This window comes from uncultured Nostoc sp. (genome assembly GCF_964245575.1).
In the GTDB taxonomy this organism is placed as follows: domain Bacteria; phylum Cyanobacteriota; class Cyanobacteriia; order Cyanobacteriales; family Nostocaceae; genus Nostoc.
The window spans coordinates 1-24,787 of sequence record NZ_CAXTNP010000066.1 but is presented as its reverse complement, the minus strand read 5'-3'; the positions used below and the strand labels follow the sequence as shown (position 1 = coordinate 24,787).

Genomic DNA, 24,787 nt, shown 5'->3' with positions numbered 1-24,787 from the left:
AATTCCATATATTGAGATCAGTGATATCATGTCCGCATAAATAATTATGCTAACCACAGTCATTACATTTCACCCCCAACCCCTTCTTGCTCTTCGGCAGGGGAGACAAAGCATAGCTTTGGCTCTTTGGGGTTCTTCGGGTTTAATAAGCAATCAAGCGGACATTATGTGAGAGGTCAAATATTCATAAATATTTTATTGAGTGGGCAAACATCCCACTTTTTTATTGTCAATCTCGTAAATATACGGGAACTTCTTGTTCTCGGTTATGGTCACTTTATGTCACCTTGAACAGCAAGCAGGTTCCCACTGTAACCGATCAAGCGTGGACGTAGCCCAACCCAGGCATTGCAGCCCTCTATGTCTAATTTAACTTACCTTAACTCTCGGACAAGTCGCCGTTTGTATCTAAAAGTGCGTACACTTACTGTTATTTATTACCAGCTTCTCCTAGATTGTCTTTATATATACAAAAATTATATTCTTCTTAGTCAAATTGACGCAGACTTAAAACACTTTCAAATCCCGACAATGGAAGTTTGCTCATGGAAAAATTTCACGCTAATCAACCAAATATTAGCATAATTCTTTATATATACACTAAAACTTTATGATAGCTACATCAAACGGCATATTAAAGATTTTTGCGACCAAAACCCTATATACTAAATTAGACTTTGATCAATTTGAGAGTTTTGTTAATTTCAACACCAAAAACTATTAATTTTTAGATGAAATACTAGCGTATCTTATAGTCTATAGTTTTTAAGGTTTAGTCAAAACTATATCCAGTATCATCAAAAAACTGCAAACTTCATGTGGTGCAAAAATCAATCGGGGAGTGAAAACATGAATTTACGTAGAGATGCATTGCAAATCCTCAAAGAAACTAGCCGAACTTTTTATATCCCAATTAGTCTTTTACCGCCAGGATTACAAGAAGCAGTAGCATCAGCATATTTGTGTATGCGTGCCATTGATGAAATTGAAGATCATCCTGAACTAGATAACGCTACTAAAGCAAAGCTGTTAAGAACGATTAGCCTGACATTACAGGCAGGGGTTGATGGCTTCGCGGTAGATGCTTTCTTTGCAGGATTTAGTGGGTATGAGAATACCTTAGAAGAAGTCACTCTGAGGATTAGAGAATGGTCGATACTAGCACCAGAGACCATTGCACCTCGAATTTGGGATGCCACTGCTGCAATGGCAGACCGGATGGCTTACTGGGCAGAAAGAAACTGGAAAATTTATACAGAATCTGATTTGGATCGTTATACCTTTGGGGTTGCAGGTGCAGTGGGATTGTTACTATCGGACTTATGGACTTGGTACGATGGAACGCAAACTAACCGTACCCAAGCGATCGGGTTTGGCCGGGGTTTACAAGCAGTTAATATCCTGCGTAATCATACTGATGATTTAGGACGTGGTGTAGACTTTTTCCCAGAGGGTTGGAGTGCAGCAAATATGCAAGAGTATGCGCGGCGCAATCTAGCCCTGGCAGAAGCTTATACCAAAAACCTTCCTACTGGCCCAGCCTTAGATTTTTGCCAAATTCCCTTAACCTTGGCTAATGGCACTCTTGACGCCCTTGCTAGTGGTAAAGAGAAACTCAGCCGCAGTGATGTTTTTGCACTTATCGAACAACTGATTAGTGTGGACATGAAAGCCAGCTGATAGTCTCTTAATGACTAAGGGAGATGATTCTAGATTGCCTCCAAACTTGAACATCCAAAATTCTACAGCAATTTTCTGTAAAGGAGTCAGTGTGGTCTTATATCAGGTTCGGTTAAACACTTAATAATATCTGTAGGTTGGGGAGCCACTGCGCCTTGCGGTTTCCCGACGAGCCTTGCAAGTGGCGTTTGAAGAACGTAGACCCGAATGCGAACAGCATCTGTCTGCGACACGCTGTTCGCGTTCGTATAGAAGGGGCTTCTCGCAGGGGAACCCAACATTTTATCCTTGTTTATGTTGGGTTTATGTTGAGTTACACTGCCGTTCAACCCAACTTAGATTGATAGATTTTACTATAAGTTATCACCCGAACTTGATATTATCCCTTGGTGCTAGCCTTTCCTTTTGGCAGAAGGGGAGACGCCCGAAGTAGGTGTAGGTCGATAGCGCAGTATTAGCGCCGCGCTATCGACCCAAGCCGCCACTTCTACTTCGCTCCAAATAGAGCAACTGTCGTTGGGCACTGCCCTCCAATAGCTTTAAATACCAATTCTCGAAAATAAGACTACAGAAACAATCTAATACTTACGTATTGACAATCAATATAAAATATGCATTTAGTTAAAAACCACATTTTTCGTAAAGACACAGCAATGTTCCCTATCGCATAGTCTATTTACGATCGCAAAATAATTAAAAAAAGCCTGAAACAACTTATTTCGTTAATTTACATCACAATGCATTTGTACGGTGTGTAAGTCTTAAATCATGCAAAAACCCAGATGAAAGCTGACTTTCACAATTTTGAATGACATTAGCGAGTTGATAGACCAGCACGCTAAGTGTAACAAGCTCTAAGAGAGTGTTATAACGAATTGATATATAGTATAAAGTAATTTAAATACTATTTAACCTTCTAAGTAAAATAATTTTCTTATTTGGCAAACAGTTTACGTAATATTAGCTAAACTTTAGAAAATCTTTAAAGCATTTCCAGCAAAAATTACCTGGCAAGAGTTGATTAATATCTAAATAATTGAAAGAGAGTATAACAACTCACCGTGATTATTCGTGCAGCGAGTTGACAGTGCATGAGCTACTGCTTAAATCCTACCTGTCCCAATCCAGAAAATTTGGTATATAGCCAAAGGTGCCGCTCTTGTGGCTCGCAACTACTGTTGCGCGATCGCTATCAGGTGATCAAACCATTAGGTCAGGGTGGCTTTGGAGCAACCTTCTTAGCCAATGATCAAGGCTTACCAGGAGAACCGAGTTGCGTAATCAAACAATTACGCCCATCAGGAAGCGCCCCACACGTTTTACAGATGGCCAGAGAACTCTTTGAACGAGAAGCCAAAACTTTAGGTAAGATTGGCAATCATCCCCAAGTACCAAGATTGTTAGACTATTTTGAAGATCATGAGCAATTCTACTTAGTTCAAGAATACATCAGTGGTGATACTTTACAGCAAGAGGTCAAACTTAACGGCATCTTAAGCGAAACTGGAGTCAAGCAATTTTTGAGCGAGATTCTGCCACTACTGCAATACATCCACGATCAAAAGGTGATCCACCGTGATATCAAGCCAGCCAACTTAATTCGCCGCACTCAAGATGCCAGAATGGTACTCATAGACTTTGGTGCCGTCAAAAACCAAATCAGCCAAGGTGCGGTAAATCAATCAGGACAGACAGCATTAACTGCCTATGCTATTGGTACTCCTGGTTTTGCACCTCCAGAGCAAATGGCTATGCGTCCAGTCTACGCCAGTGATATCTATGCACTGGGGGTGACATGCATTTATTTACTGACTAGCAAAACTCCTAAAGATTTAGATTACAATCCCAACACTGGCGAGATGATGTGGGAGCAACTTGTGCAAGTGAGTGACCACTTGAGCAATGTATTGCGAAAAATGTTAGAGGTGTCTGTACGTAATCGCTATCAGTCAGCGACAGAAGTTCTCAGAGCATTGGAAATAGAACCATACTTAGAAAGTTTAGCAAAGGGTTTACTAATTAAATCAGATACTGGGTCTAAAGAGCGAACACACAACCACCTGGAAAATTCTGCTGTTTTATGTAACAACTCTTCTGCTGCTAGCAGTACAGGAGTGGCACAGGTAGCGGCAGCAATTCGCGCAAGACGAGCCAAGGCAGCAGCAGAAGCAGCTGGATTACACCAGGGTTCTGGGATGGCCAAATCAACGACTTTAGTTAACAGCAACAGTAATAGTTCACAAGTTAAAACTTCTAAAGTTGAGCGTAAGTTAGATACCCAAGGTTTATTAACTGCCTATCAGAAGGGAAGACGAGATTTTGCTCTACACAATTTAAGTTTGCTGAATCTGCAAGGTGCTGACTTATCCCAAACAAATTTCCATTCCACTCAATTGCAAAATACCAATCTCCAGGGAGCTAATCTTCACAATAGTGACTTTGGCAAAGCCAGTCTCACTCGAGCAAATCTCAAGGATGCTAATTTGAGCAAAGCATACCTTAACCATGCTGATTTAGAAGGGGCAGACCTGCGAGGTGCAGACCTCAGCAATGCTTATCTCAGTAATGCCAACCTCCGAGGAGCTAATCTGTGTGGTGCTAATCTCACCAGTGCCAAAATTTCTGATGAGCAGCTAGCACTAGCAAAAACAAATTGGATGACCATCCGCCCCAATGGGAAACGAGGCTTGTTGTAAGTTGAAAGTTGAAATTTGAGAGTTACTCGCTTGCTCTGCCTCCCAGACTAGTTTCTCTTTTTTAAGGAAGCTTAAGAAGGATCAAGTCTTAAATTGAACTGTATTGTTTTATAAAGCTCATCAGGCTTCTATTTTCTCATGAGCTTAGATAAATCAGCCCTTATTCTTATAGATAAAACTCAGATTTATTCAGAATTGACCAAATAGATAATAACAATCCTATTTAATTTATCAGAATTCTAAGAGGATGTTTTAAAAGTCCTTTCGTCGGTAGCAAAACATTATTGATCCCCCCAACCCCCTTAAAAAGGGGGGCTTTAATTCCGGTTCCCCCCTTTTTAAGGGGGTTAGGGGGGATCGATAAGTGCCTAAAATCACAGCCAACTACTTTTCAAACAACCTCTAACCCAACCCGCAGATCCCCGACAACTTTTACGAAGTTGCGGCTCTTGTTTATCACGAATAGTTCAGGATTGTTATAGTTGGGTTGAACGATAATCATCGCTCTTGAAAATTTTAAGAAAGTCCGATTATCTAGTAAAAATACGCAGACAGTTGGCAATTCTTAATCAAATATTCATAATTTGTATCTGTTACAAATAACAAATGATTATTTACAATAAACAATAAAGCATCATCATAATTTTTTTTAGATGTTTCCATTCTTTTTATGGCTAAAAACAACAGGAAATCTCACATTTAAAAGTTGTAAAATCTAACGTTCTTAAGCCACTCAAGTTTTCAGATGGCAGCGGAAAGCTAAAAATTAATTATCCCTGGTTGTAGGCTGAAGCAGAATATTCACAACCGAAATCAGGTAATACAAGGTTTACGTATAATGACTGACTTTGCACAAACGGAAATAGAACGGAGATTAACTTTATATCAGGTATTTCTTAAGTTGTATGAACACCACAGCGACCTTCTAGATGAAATTCTTCAGCTAGAAAACCTATCTCAACCTTCGTTGACGAAAGGGAAGGCATGTTACGTACATGGTGTAGTGGATACTTCTGCTGTTTATTTGATGACTAATTTGTGCGACAATCAGACCCAAAGTTTACGGCAGCCACAGCAAATCTGGACAATAGGTCGTAATCGCAGCTGTGGTATTTGCATTGTTGATAGTTATATGTCTCGTCGCCACGCTGCTATTGAATATATTGATCAGCAAGGCTTTTACTTTATAGACTTTAATAGTACCAATGGCTCATTTGTGAATGGCGATCGCGCTTTTGGGCGGATCAAGCTCAAAGATGGCGATCGCATCCGTTTAGGTAGTATGACTTTTGATTTTTTCATGAATTCTACGTGCCGCGTTTTGCCAACTGTAGCAATGGAGTTATTGATGCAACTTATGCATCGAAAGAGCGATAATCAAGTAGAAATACTTACTTATTCTCGTAACAGACCAAAACCTATGACTGAAAAACCAGATGATAATTCAGAGATTTTCAGAAATTCTGGAGTAGTTGAGAAGTTTGAAGATTGGTATGACAACTTCAGTTCCGAACAGAAATCAGAAATTTTAGACCGCTTTTTTAGCAGACAAATACCATAGAATCCCAGCTAAAAAATTGGAAATTATCGCAGTTTATTTTTAAACCTCACCCCCAGCCCCTCTCCTTGCTAAAGAGAGGGGAGTGTTTGCTTTACTCAAATACGGAGTGAGGTTCAGACTGCTATAACTCATTAATACTTTAGAAAAGGTGGGTTAGCTGTCTATGTAACCCACTACATATTAAAAGTTGCAGATAAATCCGCATTCCTTATTCTTCTGGCTCTAAATCGACTTCTTCCTCTTCATCTTCTTCACTGGTTTTAGCTACGGAGTTAGCAGAAACAACAGCGCCTTTATCTAGCTTTTCCCGCACCAGTCTCTTAATTTCGTCAGCGAATTCGGGCTTTTCTTCTAGATACTTAATGGCGTTGTCTCGTCCTTGGGAGATATTATCACCGTTGTAACTATACCAAGCTCCTTTGCGGACAATAATGCCAGTTTCTTCTGCTAAGTCAACAACACAACCTAAGGTAGAAATACCTTTACCAAAAATAATGTCAAATTCCGCTATTCTAAAAGGCGGCGCCACTTTATTTTTGGCGACTTTGACTTTAACGCGATTACCATATTCATCTGTACCTTTTTTCAAGGTTTGAATTCGGCGAATATCCAAGCGCACCGAAGCGTAAAATTTCAATGCGTTACCGCCAGTAGTAGTTTCTGGGCTACCGTAAGTAACACCGATTTTTTGCCGCAACTGGTTGATGAAAATTACTGTACAACCAGATTTACCAATATTGCCAGTAATTTTACGTAGAGCTTGGCTCATTAACCGCGCTTGCAGACCAACGTGCGCGTCACCCATATCGCCTTCAATTTCAGCGCGAGGAACTAGTGCTGCTACTGAGTCAATGACTACAATATCAACCGCAGCAGAGCGAACCAGCTGATCGACAATTTCCAAAGCTGATTCGCCTGTGTCAGGTTGGGAAATCAGCAAATTGTCAATATCTACACCCAATGCCGCAGCATAGGTAGGATCAAGGGCGTGTTCTGCATCAACAAAGGCAGCAATACCGCCATTTCTTTGCACTTCGGCGAGCGCATGTAGCGCTACTGTGGTTTTACCGGAACTTTCCGGCCCGTAAATTTCAATTACCCGTCCCTTGGGTAAACCACCACCCAATGCTAAATCTAGGGTGAGCGCCCCACTGGAAATCGTCTCCACCCGCATCCGGGTGGCATCGCCCAGGCGCATGATTGCTCCTTTACCAAAGCTGCGCTCAATCTGGTTAAGCACCATAGTCAGCGCTTTTTGCTTGCCTGAAGTATCGGTGTTGATAGCCATTCCTGCCTCTAATGCCTCTAAATATATGGTTTTAAGGAGTGTTGCTCTGGGAGTTTGAGTAGAACAGATATACTATTTTAACCAGAAAATTCTGGAATAGGACTTCTCAAATCAAAAAAAGGGTGTGACAAGATCGTAACTTGATCGCTACCAGATTAGGGTAGTCTTGCACAATGATACCAACTTGCATTCAGAGATAGCTTTTTTTGGCTGGGTAAGCAAGGATTTTAAAGAAAAATTATCTAAATATACAGTGTAAGTAGAACCGTACTTGTGATCTGCGGGGGTGTCTAAATCAGGAGCGATCGCCATGCCAATCAGCATATCATCTACAGCGACTTCATCAAGTCAGACAAAGATGTAGACAGCTTCTAGGGTAGTAGTCAAGGGATTTTCAATGCTTTAAGTGACTTTCAACCGCCAAATGTTTGGCTTGCACTTTGGCGTGCTTGAGAGGAAAGGCGATTTGCTGTTAATTAAAGGTTTGAATATATAAGCCACCAGGTTGGCGTTCTAGGGTCTGAGCCATAGTTGTAATCTTACGCTTTTGTTTTCTGGCTTTAACGTAGGTGTGTTAATTTGGCTGAAATCCTCACTTTTATATTTACCTAATGCTCAGTTGTTAGTTCAGGGGGAAATACGGCTTTTCACTCGACAAATAGTTAAAATAATAGTTTTACGCTCAATTACACTAAGGTGCTAATTTATGCTTCGGCTATAATGCTCAGTCTTACTTGCTGCTCTGATGAGCTTGAATTCTACTCACTAGTTAAAGACTATACAGTACCAATACAGGGTAAAACATCATGGCTAAGGTTAATCTAGATGCTCTGATTCCACGAGAAGATTTTGATGTAGAAGAAAATATTAATCTAGGTAAGAAAAAAGAAACAATTTCTATTGAAGACCTTAAAATAGACTCATTCTTCTTTTCAAATATCAGAAAACCTGATTTTCAAAGAGAAACTAACGAATGGGACAAAAATAGAATTTGTGAATTTATCAAGAGTTTTATTGAGGGCGATTTAATACCAGCAATTATTTTATGGCGAAGTACAGGTGGCTATTTGTTTGTAATTGATGGTAGCCATAGATTGAGTGCTTTATCTGCTTGGGTAAATGATGATTATGGTGATGGAAAAATTTCAAAACTTTTTTATGATGGGGTAATTTCTGATGAACAATTAGAAATTGCTCAAGAAACACGAAAATTAGTAAATAAAACAGTCGGCTCCTATGATGATTTTAGGTTGGCTTCCACACACCCTGATAAAGTTAAACCCGAAGTTGTCAAATATGCTAAAAATTTAGCAGCTGTGGCAATTCAGCTTCAATGGGTTGAAGGTGATGCAACTAAAGCAGAAAGTTCATTCTTCAAGATTAATCAACAAGCTGCACCAATTGATAAAACTGAGTTAAAACTCCTTGAATCTAGGAAAAAGCCTAACAGTATTGCGGCACGTGCAATTATCAGGAGTGGTAAAGGGCATAAATATTGGTCATCTTTTTCAGATGAAACGCAATATCAAATACAAGAAATAGCTAAAGAGATTAATGAGATACTTTTTGCGCCTAAGTTAAAGACTCCGATAAAAACTCTGGACATCCCAGTTGCAGGAAAACTCTATTCATCACAAACATTACCACTAATTTTAGACTTTTTGAATGTGGTTAACAATCTAGATTTTAATAATAAGGGAATTAATGATGACTTAACTGGTGAAGCAACAATACAAATTTTAAAGAATACCAGAAAGATTGTGTATAGATTAAATAGTAATCATTCATCATCTTTGGGGTTACATCCAGTTATATACTTTTACTCAAAAGATGGACGACATAGAACAGTGTCTTTACTCGCTGTAGTTGATTTTGTAATGGAACTTGATAAAAGAAAAAAAATCAATGACTTCATTAAAGTACGAGAACAGTTTGAAGAATGCCTCATAAAATATGATTACTTGATTCAGCAAATTTATTTTAAATACAGGTCTGTTCAAAAAAGCTATAAAGATGTATCAAAACTATTTCAAAAAATTGTAACTAATTTACAAACAGAAACAACAAATGATAATGTTATAAATGAGATTATATCTAGTAATGATTTTCAGTATTTGACTATTCGTACAATAAATCAAGAAAATAATTCATCTGCACAAGACTTCAATACAAATAAAAAAAGTGAAATTTATATAAAAGATGCGTTACAAAATGCACAAAAATGTAAAATTTGTAAGGGTCTTATCCATAGAAACTCAATTTCGATTGATCATATCCAGCGTAGAGAAGATGGCGGATTGGCGAGTGTAGATAACGGACAGATAACGCATCCATACTGTAATACAGGATATAAAAATTAAATGATGAAAACATTTCTACTTAACCAAAATTAAAATGCTTTGCTCATCTAACAGCTATATATCAAACTTGTTGAGGGCATCGACAACAGGACTAGCAGTCATAAACTGCTCGTAAAAAAATATAATTTATGTTCATTGCTGAATTCCTCTCTACATAACTATTCTATTTACATAAACGAGCAGCAATTACTCTTAAGTCAAAATTGAGGTGAGAAGATTTATTTGTTAAAATATAGTCAAAATGTCTAAAATAGTCAAAATTGCTATGCAGACCTATACTCTCACAGATGCTCGTAACAAACACGGTGAGGTTTTTGATAAGGCTGCTACTGAGCCAGTTCTACTAACTAAGCAATCACGGCCTAGCCACGTGATTATTTCAGCAGAGAGCTACCAAAAATTAATTAATCGGCTGGAAGAATTAGAGGATATGGTTTTCGGTCAAGCAGCTGAAGTTGCTCTGAGTCAGTCCAAAATGATTGGTACAGAGGCTTTTACATCTGCATTAGAGCATTTAGCTAGTGGCGAAGCTTGATGGTCTAGCAACTGTTCTTGATTTTCTGAACGGTTTGCAGCCTAAAATAGCAGCACAGATTGCAAAAAAGGTTTTGGCTTTGAATATTGAGCCTTTACCCGCTGATAGTGAGCAGCTATCTGGTTATCAGGGTTTATATCGAGTTGATAGTGGTGAATATCGAATTGTTTACAGGTATTTTCCTGATCAAGATTTAATAGAAGTGATTTTAGTCGGTAAGCGCAATGATGATGATGTCTACAAAAGATTGAAGCGTTTACTGGGTTAACCTGTTTTCATTAAAATGCTAGAATCTCTCCAGCACAAATGCTTTCAGGCATCTTTGATGACTTTCGACCTTTCCGACTCTTTGATTCTCGATACAGCGCTTTCAGTATCTGGTTTAACTGACTATATCCGCTTGCTGTTAGAGCAAGATGAACAATTACGGCAAGTTTGGGTAACTGGCGAAGTTTCCAGTGCTAACCACCATCGCAGTGGTTTATTTTTCACACTGCAAGATACCGATCGCACCGCCGGAATTAAGTGTGTGGTATGGAATAGCCAATTGCCAAAACTCGCTCAGATACCCGTTCCCGGTGAGCAGATAATCATTTTGGGCAGTATTCGCCTGTATCCGCAACGGGGAGAGTATCAGTTATCAGTTTGGCAGACTTTACCTGCTGGTGTCGGTTTACAGGCTCTGCGCTATCAACAACTCAAAAATCGCTTGCTGGCTGAGGGGTTGTTCGACGCGCAAAGAAAGCGATCGCTCCCCACCCACCCCCAAACGATCGCTGTCGTCACTTCACCAACGGCTGCTGCTTGGGGTGATATTCAAAAAACTCTCAGACAAAGGTATCCAGGTTTACAGGTTTTATTTTCCCCAGCTACAGTACAAGGCGAGCAAGCGCCAGAATCTATCGTCAAAGCAATTGAGCGGGTGGAAAGAGATGGTCGCGCCGAAGTGCTAATTTTATCGCGGGGTGGTGGCGCGGTGGAGGAGTTGGCTTGTTTTAATGATGAACGAGTGGTGCGATCGCTTGCTAGTTGTTCTATTCCTGTAATTACTGGTATCGGCCATCAACGAGATGAATCTTTAGCAGATTTAGTTGCAGATGCTTGTGTGCATACACCTACTGCGGCGGCGGAAAGAGTTGTGCCAGCACTTTCAGAGTTGTATACTGAGCATCGGCAGCGAGTTGTGGCTTTACATGAGGCGGTGCATGACTTTGGGGAAAATTCTCTTAATAAACTGCAAGTATTGCGGAATCGTTTGCGACGTTTGCGGTTAGATCGACAAGTGCAGCAGGAGGTGGACAAGTTAGGTTGGAAGCGTCAGCATTTGGTGCAAATTACGACGGGGCGATCGCAGCAAGCAACGCAGCATCTAGAGTTGTTGCGGCAGAAGTTGGCTAGTCTTGACCCGAAAGCGGTGTTACAGCGTGGTTATGCGGTGGTGAGACGGGAAGATGGAGCGATCGCTCGTTCTGCGGCGGAGTTAGCTGTGGGGCAAGAGTTAGTGATTCAGTTGGGGCAGGGTGGGGTTAAAGTGAAGGTTATGGAAGTGAACGAACCGCCAAGACGCCAAGGACGCCAAGAGTTGAATGGTTAAACGTAAGAGTGCTTCTAGTTCTGAAGAAGGTTGGAATTATGAGGCGAAGGTTATTGAAATAGAGGAAATTATCGCTCGCATCGAGGCGGGTGAGTTGGAGTTGGAAGCTGTGTTTGACCAATTCGCGAGTGCTGTTGAGTATTTGCGTCAGTGCGAAAGTTTTTTGCAGCAGCGACAGCAACAGGTAGAGTTGTTGATTGAAACGTTAAGCGATGAGTAGAAGCGAGAGCCTGCTGGTGCGGTTCTTCGGGTTTAATAAGTAATCAAGCGGACATGATATTATAGTAGGCGTAGATGCTTTTTAGCGGCTTGCCCTAGCCATCGCGTTTCAGATATCCAAGCTAATACAATCCACGCAGATACATACACACCTTCAATCAACACCTGTGTTTGCATAGTTTTTTAATAGCACTTCTCGAATAATGGCGGAGCGCTCAAGAGCAGAGTGCGCCTCCTCTTTCAATCTTTGTGCTGCCAATGATAGGTTGCGAGCCTCCATCCTAGAAGCCAGGCAATGTGATAAAGAAGCTTTCTCTTCCAATACCCTCGAAGCGATCCATAGCGCATCCTCTATGGCATCAGACTGCGTGGCTAGCAAACTTTCTGCTGAATAAGCATGACCCGTGCGGCACCGGAAGCGCAACAAATTTCCCTCTTCGAGTTCCCAGAGGGTACCGCCGCAGTCAGGACAAGCGAAGGTTGATGGTTTACCAGGTCGATTGCCTTCGTTTTCTACTGCTTCTAAATTCAAGCATTAATGCAATGATTTCACTAACACAGCAGTGTGGGTATAGCACATTTACTGCCAATACTGAGAATAACGCAGCCAAAGAATTTGCTCACCTAGCTTTGAGAGGATTTATTCTTCATTTGAGCAATAAGACCTTAGATGAATAGCATGAAATACAATTTCGCGTCTTTAAAAGAGTTTTAAAATCACGCAAGATTATTTTCCGCGATTGAAAAAATATTAACTGCAAAAAACCATCTCCACAGAAATAGGTTCTAAGAGTCGTAGCAGTGCTACGTCTCTGTAGACATTGCTCAAATTTAAACATTAGTTGTCAAAATTTGAGCGTTTGCAACAAATACTCTTCCATATATAAGAAACGCTTAAGCATTTGCAGCAAATGTATAATTAGTTGTTGCAAATGCTTAATACTTTGCAACAAATGCTCTTCCATGTATAAGAAACGTTTAAGCATTTGCAGCAAATGTATAATTAGTTGTTGCAAATACTTAATACTTTGCAACAAATACTCTTCCATATATAAGAAAGGTTTAAGTATTTGCAGCAATCATTGTAATGAACTTATAGCGGTTCTCGTTTACGTTATGGTACACCCGTAGGGGCACGGCACTGCCGTGCCCCTACACCTCGTGATGTAATGTTGTACCGCATCTGAAGGGGAACCGCTATATAAATCTCAATACGGTTCGGTTAAGGTGCATAGGCCTTAAAGATCCCCCTTAGTCTCCCGATAAATTGGGGGAAATAGAGCCATTTTGAGCAAGCCTTTTTAAGGGGAGCCAGTGCGCCCTTGCGGCTCTGCCGACTTGAAGCAACTGGCGTGGGTTGGGGGGATCGAGTCTTATCCAAACCGTATTGATATAAATCTATTTATTACCTGAAATATTAACAGTGAAGGCAGTTTTTGCAGGAGGAATACTCCTGTGTATATCTCCCGACTTTTTTGTTAAACAAGACTACATCTATGTTTTCTTTAGATAAGTGCAAAAAGGACATAAACTTTTTGATGGTAAAGCGAAGCATAAGAGGTAGTTATGGCTAAATTTCTTTTTGTAACTGACTTGGATGACACCCTCGTGTATCGCACAGTGGGAGATGACAGCGCTTTAGCACAACTAAATCAACTGCTGAGTCAACATCGCCAAGAGTACGGTACGAAAATTGTTTATTCTACTGGGCGATCGCCTGTACTTTATAAAGAACTCCAAGATCAAAAAAATCTTTTGCAACCCGATGCCCTTGTCCTTTCTGTGGGTACAGAGATTTATCTCAATGGGACTGATACTCCAGACTCAGGTTGGTCAGAAATCCTCTCTCCGGGATGGGAAAGGGAAACTGTATTATCGATTACTAAAAAATACCGGGAGTTAGTTCGGCAACCAGATTCAGAACAGCGTCCCTTTAAAGTGAGTTTTTTTTTAGAACAAGATGCATCTGCGAATGTTCTACCACAACTTGAAGCGGAGTTGCAGAAAAATAAATTAAATGTAAAGTTAATCTACAGTAGCGGTATTGACCTTGACATTGTACCCCATAGCAGCGATAAAGGTCAGGCAATGCAGTTTTTACGCCAGAAGTGGAAATTTGCAGCAGAACAAACAGTTGTCTGTGGTGATTCAGGTAATGATATTGCTTTATTTGCTGTAGGCAACGAACGGGGAATCATTGTGGGGAATGCCCGCAAAGAGTTACTCCAATGGCACAATGAGTATCCCGCAGACTATCACTACCTGGCTTCATGTTTTTGTGCAGGTGGAATTATCGAAGGCTTAAATTATTTTGGTCTCTTGTAATGATTAGTTATTTAAAAGGTATAGTCGCTGGTATCCAAACAATTGGCGCTAATCGCGTGATCCTGACTCTGGAAGTGAATGGCTTAGGGTATGATTTGCAAGTTCCCCAACGGTTAGCAAATCAGTTACCAGAGTCGGGAGGAGTAACGCAAATTTTTACCCATTTCCAAATTCGTGAAGAAGTGCCGTTACTTTATGGCTTTGCTTCGCCATCGGAACGCGATTTATTTCGCCACTTACTGACTGTCACCGGTATTGGTGCAGCCTTAGCGATCGCACTCTTAGACACTCTGGAACTACCAGATTTAGTCCAAGCAATTATCGCTGGCAATACACAAATATTAATTCAGGCTCCCGGTGTTGGTAAAAAAATCGCCGAACGCATCTGTTTGGAACTGAAAAGCAAATTAGTCGAGTGGCGCAAATCAGCCGGGTTCTTCGTCGCCACAGGTGGGCCAGCACCGGGAATTCTCGAAGAGGTGCAAATGACCCTCTTCGCTTTGGGATACACAGCCCATGAAGTCAGTCACGCCCTGCATGTGGTCAGCGAAGACATCGGACTACCCAAAGATGCCTATGTTGAAGATTGGATTAAACAAGCGATCGCTCATCTCAGCAGCGAACAAGTTTAATCTTGTGCATTAATTTTGAATTTTGAATTTTGAATTTTGAATTATTATCCCTCTATCCCCAATGACTGACCCTTATGCTTGGCTAGAACAGTCCTTAGCAACAATTCATCGGGCTGACTGGTATCGTTCAGTACAAACAATCCACGGTCGTCCGGGTGCAACGGTGGTTTTAACTGGGCAAGAGGTAATTAATTTTGCCAGCAATGACTATTTGGGATTGGCTGGGGATAAGCGGTTGATGGCAGCTGCAACTGCTGCGATCGCAGAATTTGGCACTGGTAGCACTGGTTCTAGATTACTCAGTGGACACCGGGAATTACACAGAGAGTTGGAGGAGGCGATCGCATCTACCAAACAAACAGAAGATGCCTTGGTATTTAGTTCCGGGTATCTAGCCAATTTGGGTACAATTACCGCCCTGGTTGGCAAACGTGATTTAATTTTATCTGACCAGTACAATCATTCCAGTCTGAAAAATGGAGCGATTCTCAGTGGTGCAGTATTTGTGGAATACCCGCACTGTGATATCGCAGTATTAAAAACTCAGTTGAGTCAACAGCGACAAAACTACCGACGCTGTTTGATTCTTACTGATACTGTCTTCAGCATGGATGGCGATCTATGTCCGTTGCCAGCATTGTTGGAACTCGCTGATGAATTTAACTGTATGCTGCTAGTTGATGAAGCTCATGCCACTGGGGTACTAGGAAAAACTGGCGCTGGGTGTGTCGAACATTTTGGATGTACGGGAAAGCAGTTAATTCAAGTTGGCACTTTGAGTAAAGCTTTAGGTAGTTTAGGCGGGTATGTAGCAGGAAGTAGCGCCCTAATTGACTTTTTGCAAAACCGCGCACCCACTTGGATTTACACAACTGGACTTTCACCTGCTGATACAGCTGCGGCCTTAGCAGCAATCAAGATAGTGCAAAAAGAACCGCAACGCCGTGCCCAATTGTGGCAAAATGTACATTACTTGAAAAATTTGCTGCAACAACAGTTACCTAATTTAAAATTATTGCCTTCGGAATCACCTATACTATGTTTTCAATTGTCCAGTGCGACAGATGCCCTTAAAGCTGGAAAACAGTTAAGAGATGCTGGCATTTTTGCCCCAGCAATTCGTCCCCCCACAGTGCCCACAAGTCGGATCAGAATATCTTTAATGGCAACTCATGAAGCAGCACATATTGAAAAATTGGTAGCAGTGCTGAAGAATATCAATTACAGCGAATTTTATTAGCTCACAGTAGGTTTGGGGATTAATTGAAAATGGTTCTATTGATGCCAAACTAATTATCTGGGCATTGCGTCGCAGCAAAAGTAATAGGACTTACACCAATTCACGAAAATCCTGATATATATATAGATTTATCGTAGGGGCATGGCAAAGACAAGCCCTACTGGCGTATTTGTATCATTATTAAAGTTAAATAGTATTACACACTGTACAAATTCATCGAGATGTGGATTAAATAAAATAGGATGTTTTAGGCTTTTCGTAATTATCCTTGGATCGTAAATAGACCATGCTGTAGGGGTAAAGCGCAATGCTAAACCCCTACGAAAGATGTAGTTTTTTACCTACTTAATATTTTATATTTTTTGTCAGTTCGTAAGCAAAAGTAAGATAAAATGCTTTGAGAATTAAGATATTGTATTAATTTATGAATTTTGTCAAAGTATATACTCTCACAGCGTTATTTTCAGCCTTGACATTTGCCTACGCAACTCGCGCTACTGCTGTTACTGTGCCACCAATTGAGACACAGGTCAAGCAAGTAACACAATGGTTTACTGGTTTGTTCGATAATTCCCAACAAGTGGCAAATAATCCTTCTGTTCCACTGATTACTCTGTCAAGTTGTAATGTGGAATTGACCAATGCCAACCCTGTAACTGGAATCGAGAATATTTATCTTGAGCAAAAAAGTATTAATCGCTTCCGTCTTTATTCTTTTAGCCAAGACAATTCAGCAGTGAATCTTAGTATTCGTGCTTTTGATCCAAACTATTCTGTGACTGGATTATGTAATCGACCAGAGTTAGAACAGACTATTGACTCTAGCAAAGTTTTGCCAACAAGCTGCAATTTAGAACTTTTGTGGGAACCCACTGACTACATTGGGAATAACTCTCCCAATGGCTGTCCAACAAGTTCTGGTGGTAAGGTGATTTCTAGTGTAACTGTCTCCCAAAATGGCATCGACTCTTTAGACAAGATTTTTGGGGCTAATGATAATTTGCTTTTCGCTACGCCGATTGAGTTTCGCCGAGTTGACTCTATTCCTGAACCCTCCTTCACATTAGGAATAGTAGCTCTAGGTGTCTGGGGTACAAGCAAAATATTTTTACGTAAACACAAACAGAAATCGACAGTCAAATAAGAGTCTCTGGTTGATTACGATTAATTTTAATTCACCTACGTCTCAAAGTCAGATTTGGTGTTTGACATGAAACCAGAAGACATATCGGATATTCAAAATCATCTTTATTTTGCTATTTGTTGTAAACTTGGGTCACTGCATTTCTTGAAATTGAGTATTTCTGAGTAGCAAACCGATGTTATGGATATAGAAGATAGATGATAAATTATGGCTTGAAGTACTATATTACCGGATAATTAACCTCTTACAAAAGAAGTTTTCTAAATAAATAAATATCTATCTGTGGATAAATTACTAAAATTTACAAACTAGCTTAGGGTGTATACAGCCTCTGCAATAAGTATTGGTTATTCCAAAACATTTTCATGCCCCATATTCGTGATTCCCAGTTACTGCGTTATGGCATTGTTGTATTAATTGTCGCACTTGCATTAGTGCTGATGTTGATGCTAGACCCCTGGTTAAGCATGAGTGGAACCCCTTTCTTGCTGTTTTTTAGCGCTGTAATGGTGAGTGCTTGGTATGGTGGTTTGAAATCAGGGCTGTTAGCAACTTGCTTGTCTGCGTTACTGAGTGATTACTTCTTTCTCCCCCCAGCTTATGATCTGAGTTTTGACTTATCTAATTTTCTGCGAATTGGGTTGTTTGCATTACAAGGATTGCTCTTTAGTATCTTATGTGAGGTATTAAGGACTGCTAAAAGCCGGGCTGATGAAAATCTCCAAAAGCTGAAAGTTAATGAGGAGCGATTTCGATTAGCGTTGAGTAGTTCAGATATCTTAGTCTTTCAGCACGATCGCAATTTGCGATATCAGTGGATACATAATCCTCAAGGTCTAGACACTGCTGAGGAAATGCTGGGTAAGTCTGACTATGAATTATTTCCAGCCTTAGTAGCAGAGCAATTGACGGCAATTAAGCAGAAGGTACTAGAGACTGGTGTTTCAACCCGTGAAGAGGTTTATCTGACAATTGGTGGAGAAAACCATTACTACGATTTGCTGGTTGAACCGCTAAGAGATATAGACAATAGCATTCAGGGTATTACTTGTGTAGCTGTAAATATTACTGAGCGCAAGCAGGCAGAACTAGAAAAAGCTAGGTTGCACCAGGAACTTCAGCAAGCTATTCAGCAAAAAGACGAATCTCTGGCGTTACTCAATGCTTGGCTTACTAGTTCACCAGTGGGGCTGGCTTTTCTCGATACTGAACTTCGCTACATTCATGCTAATGAAGCCTTGGCAGTTACCAATGGTGTACCGCAAAGTCAACATATTGGTCGCACCTTTAGGGAAGTACTACCGGAATGGGCGGCGCAAATTGAGCCTGTTTTTGAGCAAGTGATGCAAACCAGGCAACCCTTACTCAACCAGGAAATGAGCGGTGAAACCTATCCTCCTGGAGTATATCGTTGCAGTCTTGTCAGCTATTATCCGGTGTGTCTGTCGGATGGGCAGTTATTAGGAGTAGGCATTAGTTCAATTGATATTACTCAACTGAAACAAACTGAGCAAGCACTGCAAGAAAGCGAAGCGAAGTTTCGCAGCGTGGTTGAGTCAAACATGATAGGTATTGGCTTCTGGAGTAGAGACGGCAAGATTACAGAAGCTAACGATGCCTTGCTGAATATGGTGGGTTATACCCGTGAAGAATTACTTGCCGGAACACTTCGTTGGCAAGAGCTAACTCCTACAGAGTACGTGTCACTTGATAAGGAAGCACTGACTCAATTTCAAGACAGTTCCTTTTGCACACCCTATGAAAAAGAATATATCCGTAAAGACGGTTCACGCTTCCCGATTTTGATAGGTGGTAGCCACTTTGAAGGGACTGTAGATCGAGGAGCTTTTTTTGTACTCGATATTACAGAGCGCAAGCAGGCTGAAGAAAGACTCCGCTATATCGCCCAAATTAGTAGTTTACTCTCTACTTCGCTAGATTATGAAGAAACCTTACAACAGATCGCCAAAATCTCAGTTCCCCAGCTTGCTGATTGGTGTAGCATTGATATTTTAAATGAAGATGGTTCCATTCGCCGCCTACCCATTGCCCATGCAGACCCTTCTAAAGCGGAGTTGGCGCGTAAACTTCGGCAGTATGCAATAGATTACAAAAGTGCAAGTGCAATTACTAGAGTACTGCAAACCGGGCAAAGCGAATTAATCTCAGAGGTATCTGACTCGGTATTAGTGGTAAGTACTCAGAATCAGGAACACTTAGAACTTGTTCGGCAATTGGGAATGAAGTCTGTGATGATTGTGCCGTTAATCGCACAAGGGCGAGTACTTGGTAGCATCACCTTTGTAACGACCCAATCAGACCGTCGCTACGATCGCTCTGACCTAACTTTAGCAACAGATATTACTCATCGTGCTGCCTTAGCAATGGAAAATGCCGGACTTTATCGAGATATCCACCAGACTTTAATCCATTACGCCGAATCTCTATCTCTTTTAGATGGACTCTTAGAAGCTGCTCCGGTTGCAGTATGCTTTTTGGATCAGGAACTGCGATATATCCGAATTAATCAAGTTTTCGCTGACATTAACGGTTTGACCGTAGAAGAACATCTAGGACGCAAATTTGGGGAAGTGTTGCCAAAGATGGCGGCTGAGTTGGAGCTACTGTTACAGCACGTGTTGGATACTGGAGAATCCCTGCTGAATGTGGAAATCAGCGGTGAGACAAGGGGACAACCTAGAAGGTACGGCTGCTGGCTGGGCAACTATTACCCGGTAAACAACACAATCGGCGAAACGGTAGGAATTGGAATTATTTTGGCAGAAGTGACAGCAGCAAAGCAAACAGAAGTTGCGTTGCGGGAAAGCGAAGAAAGGTTCCGGGCAATGTTCAACCAGGCAGCTGTAGGCATTACTCTAATAGGATTAGATGGACGATTTATTCAGGTTAATCCTGCTCTGTGCGAAATTACTGGGTATAGCCATGAAGAGTTAATTCAAATGAACTTTCAGGAAATTAGCCACCCTGACGATTTAGAAGTTGATTGGGAAAATGCTCGGCGAGTTTTGGCAAAAGAAATTAGTGGTTATTCCTTAGAGAAGCGCTACATCCGCAAAGATGGTTCTATAGTTTGGGTAAATCTAACTTCATCAGCAGTTTGGGATGCTAACGGACAACCAAAGTATGCATTAGGGATTATTGAAGATATTAGCGAACGCAAACAAGTTGAAGCCACACAAAACTTTTTAGTCGAAGCCAGCACCTTACTAGCTGCCTCATTGGATTATGAAATCACCTTGAAAAGTGTGGCTAATCTAGCAGTTCCTACCCTAGCTGACTGGTGTATTGTAGATGTTTTCCAGGAAGATTGGTCAAGTAAACAAATTGCGATCGCAATTGCCGATCCCACAAAACAAAATACTTTAGACGAAATCCAACGGCGTTATCCACCCAAAACCGAAGCAAAACAGCTTGTGTGGCAGCTAGGGCTAGGAATATCTGTCTTTTATCCGGAATTTTCCGACTCTCATCTTGTACAGATGGCTCAAAATCAGGAACATCTGCAATTGCTGCGAAGCCTGGGTATTCGTTCTCTAATGGTGATTCCAGTTCGTTCCCGTGGGCAATTATTTGGAGCAATCTCTTTTTTTACAGCCGAATCAGATCGGCACTACCAACAAACAGACTTGGCTTTAGCAGAAGATATTGCTCGTCGGGCGGCCACAGCCATTGACAACGCAAGACTATACCAGGAAACTGAAAGGTCTGTCAATCGCACCATACTTTTACAAAGAATAACTGCTGCCTTCTCGGAAGCCTTAACTCCCCAACAGGTAGCCGATGTAGTGGTGAACCAAGGCATTGCCGCCTTGGAAGCTACTGGTGGTTCCGTTGTCTTACTTACTGAGGGAGGTACTACCCTAAAAGTTGTGCAAGCAATTGGCTATCCGCAAACACTTATAAATACTTGGGCAACTTTTCCGATCACAGCATCTAACCAAATAGCAGAAACAGTCAGAACTGGGCAGCCGATTTTTTTAGAAAATTTAGCAGCCATGATTGCTAGATATCCCGACTTAGCAGATGTTGTGACTGTTATAGCGAATAATGCCTGGGCTTCTATTCCCTTGGTAGCAGAAGGTAAAGTAATTGGGGCTTTGGGATTAAGCTTTACTACTGGACAAATCTTTAATGAAGAAGACCGGGGATTTATGTTGACACTAGGACAGCAGTGTGCCCAAGCGATCGCCCGCGCTCAACTTTACGAAGCCGAAAAGACTGCTAGGGCACAAGCTGAGACAGCCAACCGGATTAAGGATGAATTCCTTGCTGTCCTTTCCCATGAACTCAGAACTCCCCTAAATCCGATTTTAGGGTGGGCGAAGTTACTCAGAACCCGCAAGTTTGACGAAGCCACGAGAATCCGGGCATTGGAAACAATAGAGCGTAATGCCAAGTTACAAACCCAACTTATTGGCGATTTACTTGATGTTTCGCGGATTTTACAAGGTAAAGTCAGGTTAAATCTCTATGCAGTGGATTTGAAAGTAGCGATCGCATCTGCACTAGAAACAGTGCGTTTAGCAGCCGAAGCCAAATCAATTGAAATAAAAACGGTGCTAAGTCATGATATCGGCAAAGTTTTGGGCGATGGCGATCGCTTGCAACAAGTGATGTGGAATCTCCTCTCCAATGCCGTTAAATTCACACCCACAGAAGGACGAGTAGAAGTGCGTTTAGAGCAAGTTGGGTTAGATGCCCAAATTCAGGTGATTGATACAGGTAAGGGAATCATCCTGGAATTTTTGCCCTACGTCTTTGATTACTTCCGACAAGCAGATGCCAAAACAACCAGGATATTTGGGGGACTGGGATTAGGACTGGCAATTGTGCGTCATCTAGTAGAACTTCACGGTGGTACAGTTCAGGCAGAGAGTCTGGGAGAAGGACAAGGGGCTACCTTTACAGTCAGACTACCTTTGCTCAAAAATTCGGAGTTGCGAGTTGAAACTGGTGAGGCTTCTCAAGCAGAACTCAGTAGTGACGAGACATTACTTGCTGGAGTCCAAATCTTGCTTGTGGACGATCAAGCTGATGTGCGAGAGTTTTTTAGCTTTGCGCTAGAACAATATGGCGCAACTGTAACAGTAGCTGAATCAGCAAGTGAAGCGCTGGAAATATTAGTGCAATCAAAGCCAGATATCCTGTTAAGCGATATTGGAATGCCTGTAATGGATGGCTATATGCTGCTGCGGGAGGTAAGAAAATTACCGCCAGAACAAGGCGGGCAAATTCCCGCGATCGCATTGACAGCTTATGCTGGAGAAATTAACTACAACCAAGCAATGGCAGCAGGATTTCAAAACCACCTACCTAAACCCGTCGAGCCAGCAGATTTAGCAACAGCGATCGTCAATCTCATTGGGCAGAATCAACCTTGAAGCAGGCAAGAGGGCTTGTTTAAAGAAGAAGAAAAAAAGCAAATCCCAGTATCATTCTCCCCTGCCCCCTGCCTCTTTGCTCAACCAATGGGGTGATTACCAGGATTAACTGCATGAATATATTCACTACCCGATTGCGGTCTTCCTCGTTTATAACAAGCTTCTTCTGGTTTACCCCATCCTAGCTGCAAAATCATTTCCAAAAAGCTAGAATTTTCCCACTTGCACAAACTTGCCCATTCTGTTATTTGAACAATTCTCACTACATCAGATGTAACAATTTTTTGGTACTGTTTATTATTATTGAAACTCAAGTATAAATCCATCCCCATAGAGGCTTCATACCAAAATTCTACGATAGAATTTTTAGCAGTTTTTAATATCTCTAAGTCACTTGTGAGGGCTATTAACTCGCTGTCTACTTCGGGATAGTTCAAGTTTTTACCTTTGACTGTTACCTGCCGCCAAATAATACCTGAAACTTGGTTTTGCCTCTGATATTCATGAATTGCAGCTTTGAAATCTTGATAGGCAGTGAACTGTTGCAGCCCATCAGTCATAAGAAACTGGTCAATTACAGGATTGCCAGAGACTGGTATTTCTAATTTTAGGCGTTTTCCCTTGAGGCAGGCTTGGCGTTCGGCTGCCAAAATTTGAATTAGCTCCTGGGTTGTGTAAACCTTTGACATTAGAATACACTCTAGTTAGTCATTAGTTATTAGTCATTAGTTATTAGTCATTAGTCATTTGTTATGGACTATAGACTATGAATTAACTTTCTAATCTGTTAACACAGATATTTCAATATTATGCTTTGACATCGACGGCAATGTAGTAACAGATATCACTAAAAATTAGGGCAGACCAATTTGGCCTACCCGAGAAGTTACTTAGCTAACTCACTACTAAACTCATTAAAGGCTCGCCGTTTTAGCTGTGCTGTTTCAGTACGTGGTACTAAATCAAAGATTTTACGAAATTCATCGTCTATCTCTTCAAAAGGTACTTGACCTTTTTTATTTAAAACGACTTCACCTGATTTATTAAACACCACGACTTGAGGAACAACCCCAGAATAGTAATATCCTGGTTCTGTAAGGTCGTAGGTCTGTTTCAGTGGGATACTATCTACACTAATCGGCATAATTTCTGCTACCCGACCATAGAATTCCTGTACCCGTGAAATGGAAATGGCATATCTTTTGGAATCGCTGCTGTCATCCAAATAAAAGGCCAAAAAAATGGGTTTATGTTCCGCTAAAGTCTGTGCCAGTGTCTGTCTGGGAGGAACCAATGAACCATTGCCAGCATAAACGACAAAAATGTTGCCATCATATAAATCATTATTAAGACCAGCAGATGCAGGTTGCATACTTATAATGAAAAGACTTACAAGCAATAATAGGCATTTGGACAACCACCTTTGCCAGTCAGTAATTTGTTTATGTAAAAAAAGAAACTTTGTGCTATTCATCAAAAGGAACCTTGCAAGCTACTACTTGTCGTGAGTTTGTGCTGAATTCGGCAAACTGGGCTGGATATGTAATTATGCCCGCGCACTACTTTTTAAGATAACGCCTACTGAGATTATCTTTTGTAAGTGAATGATGGAGATAAAGCCAATTCGCTCGCAATGACGCTCTTACCTCGCTCTAAGCGTACCCCTGCTCTTAAGCAAGCTACGCGTAGCGTCTCTAAGAGTTGTCCATGCCGCACCACTTGCCTACGGCACGCTCCGCGAACGTGGAAGCAAGCTACGCGCAGGGTCTGGTTCGCGCAGCGTCTTTGATAGGAGAAGAGAAGGCTTTACGCTGCGCTAACACAATGGGCTACGCCCCGCTACGCTAACGCAATTACAGCAGTTTTCATGTATTTAAACCACATCTTTTGTAAGGGTTTAGCAATGCTAAACCCCTACCGCGTGGTCTATTTACCTGAAAATAGCTGTAAACTAAGCCACACCACTTGCAGGCGAGGTTTTGAACATGAAGCTTTTTTGATAAACGAGGTTCCAAGGTGGATGAACGGAGTTCTGAGGTGGATGAATCCAGTTCCAAGGTGGATGAATCCAGTTCCAAGGTGGATGAATCCAGTTCCAAGGTGGATGAACT

At 41.3% G+C, this 24,787-nt stretch carries 18 protein-coding genes; 13 read left to right on the top strand and 5 right to left on the bottom strand.

What is annotated here, in order from left to right:
- Positions 1-849: 849 nt before the first annotated feature.
- The 3 genes from ACFFAP_RS12995 (at position 850) to ACFFAP_RS12985 (ending at position 5,937) form a co-directional block, all read left to right on the top strand.
- Positions 850-1,680 (top strand): squalene/phytoene synthase family protein, encoded by an 831-nt coding sequence (locus tag ACFFAP_RS12995; RefSeq protein WP_375511609.1) that lies wholly within the window; start codon positions 850-852, stop codon positions 1,678-1,680.
- A gap of 1,091 nt (positions 1,681-2,771) precedes the next feature.
- On the top strand, positions 2,772-4,376 hold the full coding sequence (locus ACFFAP_RS12990) for a pentapeptide repeat-containing protein (RefSeq protein WP_375511608.1): 1,605 nt from the start codon (positions 2,772-2,774) through the stop codon (positions 4,374-4,376).
- Positions 4,377-5,214: 838 nt separating this feature from the next.
- Complete coding sequence (locus ACFFAP_RS12985) at positions 5,215-5,937, top strand: FHA domain-containing protein (RefSeq protein WP_375511607.1); 723 nt, start codon at positions 5,215-5,217, stop codon at positions 5,935-5,937.
- Between the two features lie 208 nt (positions 5,938-6,145).
- On the opposite strand, the gene recA is transcribed toward ACFFAP_RS12985, so the two are convergent.
- Complete coding sequence (recA, locus tag ACFFAP_RS12980; RefSeq protein WP_375511606.1) at positions 6,146-7,225, bottom strand: recombinase RecA; 1,080 nt, start codon at positions 7,223-7,225, stop codon at positions 6,146-6,148.
- 147 nt (positions 7,226-7,372) lie between these two features.
- Positions 7,373-7,549, bottom strand: a complete 177-nt coding sequence (locus tag ACFFAP_RS12975; protein ID WP_375511605.1) for a hypothetical protein — start codon at positions 7,547-7,549, stop codon at positions 7,373-7,375.
- 482 nt (positions 7,550-8,031) lie between these two features.
- Between ACFFAP_RS12975 and ACFFAP_RS12970 the strand changes: the two genes are divergently transcribed.
- From ACFFAP_RS12970 to xseB, 5 genes are all read left to right on the top strand, one after another.
- Positions 8,032-9,585 carry an HNH endonuclease gene (locus ACFFAP_RS12970; RefSeq protein WP_375511604.1) on the top strand — a complete coding sequence of 518 codons (1,554 nt, stop codon included), beginning with the start codon at positions 8,032-8,034 and terminating at the stop codon, positions 9,583-9,585.
- Positions 9,586-9,826: 241 nt separating this feature from the next.
- Positions 9,827-10,120: a type II toxin-antitoxin system Phd/YefM family antitoxin gene (locus ACFFAP_RS12965; protein ID WP_375511603.1), complete on the top strand. Its 294-nt coding sequence runs from the start codon at positions 9,827-9,829 to the stop codon at positions 10,118-10,120.
- A complete protein-coding gene (locus ACFFAP_RS12960) occupies positions 10,107-10,388 on the top strand; it encodes a type II toxin-antitoxin system RelE/ParE family toxin (RefSeq protein ID WP_375511602.1) in 282 nt (93 codons plus the stop codon). Before ACFFAP_RS12965 ends, ACFFAP_RS12960 begins: the two co-directional genes overlap by 14 nt.
- 57 nt (positions 10,389-10,445) lie before the next feature.
- A complete protein-coding gene (xseA, locus tag ACFFAP_RS12955; protein ID WP_375511601.1) occupies positions 10,446-11,714 on the top strand; it encodes an exodeoxyribonuclease VII large subunit in 1,269 nt (422 codons plus the stop codon).
- Positions 11,707-11,934, top strand: coding sequence for an exodeoxyribonuclease VII small subunit (xseB, locus tag ACFFAP_RS12950; protein ID WP_375511600.1), 228 nt, complete (start codon positions 11,707-11,709; stop codon positions 11,932-11,934). Before xseA ends, xseB begins: the two co-directional genes overlap by 8 nt.
- 153 nt (positions 11,935-12,087) lie before the next feature.
- On the opposite strand, the gene ACFFAP_RS12945 is transcribed toward xseB, so the two are convergent.
- Positions 12,088-12,465, bottom strand: coding sequence for a TFIIB-type zinc finger domain-containing protein (locus tag ACFFAP_RS12945; protein WP_375511599.1), 378 nt, complete (start codon positions 12,463-12,465; stop codon positions 12,088-12,090).
- A 1,034-nt stretch (positions 12,466-13,499) separates the two neighbouring features.
- On the opposite strand from ACFFAP_RS12945, the gene ACFFAP_RS12940 reads away from it, so the two are divergent.
- The 5 genes from ACFFAP_RS12940 to ACFFAP_RS12920 all read left to right on the top strand — a co-directional run bounded on the left by ACFFAP_RS12940 (position 13,500) and on the right by ACFFAP_RS12920 (position 22,676).
- Positions 13,500-14,258 carry a sucrose-phosphate phosphatase gene (locus ACFFAP_RS12940; protein ID WP_375511598.1) on the top strand — a complete coding sequence of 253 codons (759 nt, stop codon included), beginning with the start codon at positions 13,500-13,502 and terminating at the stop codon, positions 14,256-14,258.
- Positions 14,258-14,890 (top strand): Holliday junction branch migration protein RuvA, encoded by a 633-nt coding sequence (gene ruvA / locus ACFFAP_RS12935; RefSeq protein WP_334971753.1) that lies wholly within the window; start codon positions 14,258-14,260, stop codon positions 14,888-14,890. Before ACFFAP_RS12940 ends, ruvA begins: the two co-directional genes overlap by 1 nt.
- Positions 14,891-14,951: 61 nt before the next feature.
- The gene (bioF, locus tag ACFFAP_RS12930; protein WP_375511597.1) at positions 14,952-16,130 is read left to right on the top strand and encodes an 8-amino-7-oxononanoate synthase; all 1,179 of its coding nucleotides are present in this window, start codon (positions 14,952-14,954) and stop codon (positions 16,128-16,130) included.
- A gap of 424 nt (positions 16,131-16,554) precedes the next feature.
- Positions 16,555-17,274, top strand: coding sequence for a chromophore lyase CpcT/CpeT (locus tag ACFFAP_RS12925; RefSeq protein ID WP_375511596.1), 720 nt, complete (start codon positions 16,555-16,557; stop codon positions 17,272-17,274).
- 365 nt (positions 17,275-17,639) lie between these two features.
- The gene (locus ACFFAP_RS12920) at positions 17,640-22,676 is read left to right on the top strand and encodes a PAS domain S-box protein (RefSeq protein ID WP_375511595.1); all 5,037 of its coding nucleotides are present in this window, start codon (positions 17,640-17,642) and stop codon (positions 22,674-22,676) included.
- A gap of 80 nt (positions 22,677-22,756) precedes the next feature.
- Here the strand turns inward: ACFFAP_RS12920 and ACFFAP_RS12915 are convergent, their stop codons facing one another.
- Together ACFFAP_RS12915 and ACFFAP_RS12910 are read right to left on the bottom strand one after the other, a co-directional pair.
- The gene (locus ACFFAP_RS12915; protein WP_375511594.1) at positions 22,757-23,365 is read right to left on the bottom strand and encodes a hypothetical protein; all 609 of its coding nucleotides are present in this window, start codon (positions 23,363-23,365) and stop codon (positions 22,757-22,759) included.
- A 197-nt stretch (positions 23,366-23,562) separates the two neighbouring features.
- Positions 23,563-24,150 (bottom strand): thylakoid membrane photosystem I accumulation factor, encoded by a 588-nt coding sequence (locus ACFFAP_RS12910; protein ID WP_375511593.1) that lies wholly within the window; start codon positions 24,148-24,150, stop codon positions 23,563-23,565.
- Positions 24,151-24,787 lie beyond the last annotated feature (637 nt).

What these genes read in the sequence shown, in the direction of transcription:
- ACFFAP_RS12940 (WP_375511598.1), top strand. Translation starts at nt 13,500, where the DNA reads ATGGCTAAATTTCTTTTTGTAACTGACTTGGATGACACCCTCGTGTAT.
- ACFFAP_RS12975 (WP_375511605.1), bottom strand. Translation starts at nt 7,549, where the DNA reads ATGCTGATTGGCATGGCGATCGCTCCTGATTTAGACACCCCCGCAGAT.
- ACFFAP_RS12965 (WP_375511603.1), top strand. Translation starts at nt 9,827, where the DNA reads ATGTCTAAAATAGTCAAAATTGCTATGCAGACCTATACTCTCACAGAT.
- ACFFAP_RS12985 (WP_375511607.1), top strand. Translation starts at nt 5,215, where the DNA reads ATGACTGACTTTGCACAAACGGAAATAGAACGGAGATTAACTTTATAT.
- ACFFAP_RS12990 (WP_375511608.1), top strand. Translation starts at nt 2,772, where the DNA reads ATGAGCTACTGCTTAAATCCTACCTGTCCCAATCCAGAAAATTTGGTA.
- ACFFAP_RS12925 (WP_375511596.1), top strand. Translation starts at nt 16,555, where the DNA reads ATGAATTTTGTCAAAGTATATACTCTCACAGCGTTATTTTCAGCCTTG.
- ruvA (WP_334971753.1), top strand. Translation starts at nt 14,258, where the DNA reads ATGATTAGTTATTTAAAAGGTATAGTCGCTGGTATCCAAACAATTGGC.
- ACFFAP_RS12995 (WP_375511609.1), top strand. Translation starts at nt 850, where the DNA reads ATGAATTTACGTAGAGATGCATTGCAAATCCTCAAAGAAACTAGCCGA.
- xseB (WP_375511600.1), top strand. Translation starts at nt 11,707, where the DNA reads ATGGTTAAACGTAAGAGTGCTTCTAGTTCTGAAGAAGGTTGGAATTAT.
- bioF (WP_375511597.1), top strand. Translation starts at nt 14,952, where the DNA reads ATGACTGACCCTTATGCTTGGCTAGAACAGTCCTTAGCAACAATTCAT.
- ACFFAP_RS12915 (WP_375511594.1), bottom strand. Translation starts at nt 23,365, where the DNA reads ATGTCAAAGGTTTACACAACCCAGGAGCTAATTCAAATTTTGGCAGCC.
- ACFFAP_RS12970 (WP_375511604.1), top strand. Translation starts at nt 8,032, where the DNA reads ATGGCTAAGGTTAATCTAGATGCTCTGATTCCACGAGAAGATTTTGAT.
- recA (WP_375511606.1), bottom strand. Translation starts at nt 7,225, where the DNA reads ATGGCTATCAACACCGATACTTCAGGCAAGCAAAAAGCGCTGACTATG.
- ACFFAP_RS12920 (WP_375511595.1), top strand. Translation starts at nt 17,640, where the DNA reads ATGCCCCATATTCGTGATTCCCAGTTACTGCGTTATGGCATTGTTGTA.
- xseA (WP_375511601.1), top strand. Translation starts at nt 10,446, where the DNA reads ATGACTTTCGACCTTTCCGACTCTTTGATTCTCGATACAGCGCTTTCA.
- ACFFAP_RS12910 (WP_375511593.1), bottom strand. Translation starts at nt 24,150, where the DNA reads ATGAATAGCACAAAGTTTCTTTTTTTACATAAACAAATTACTGACTGG.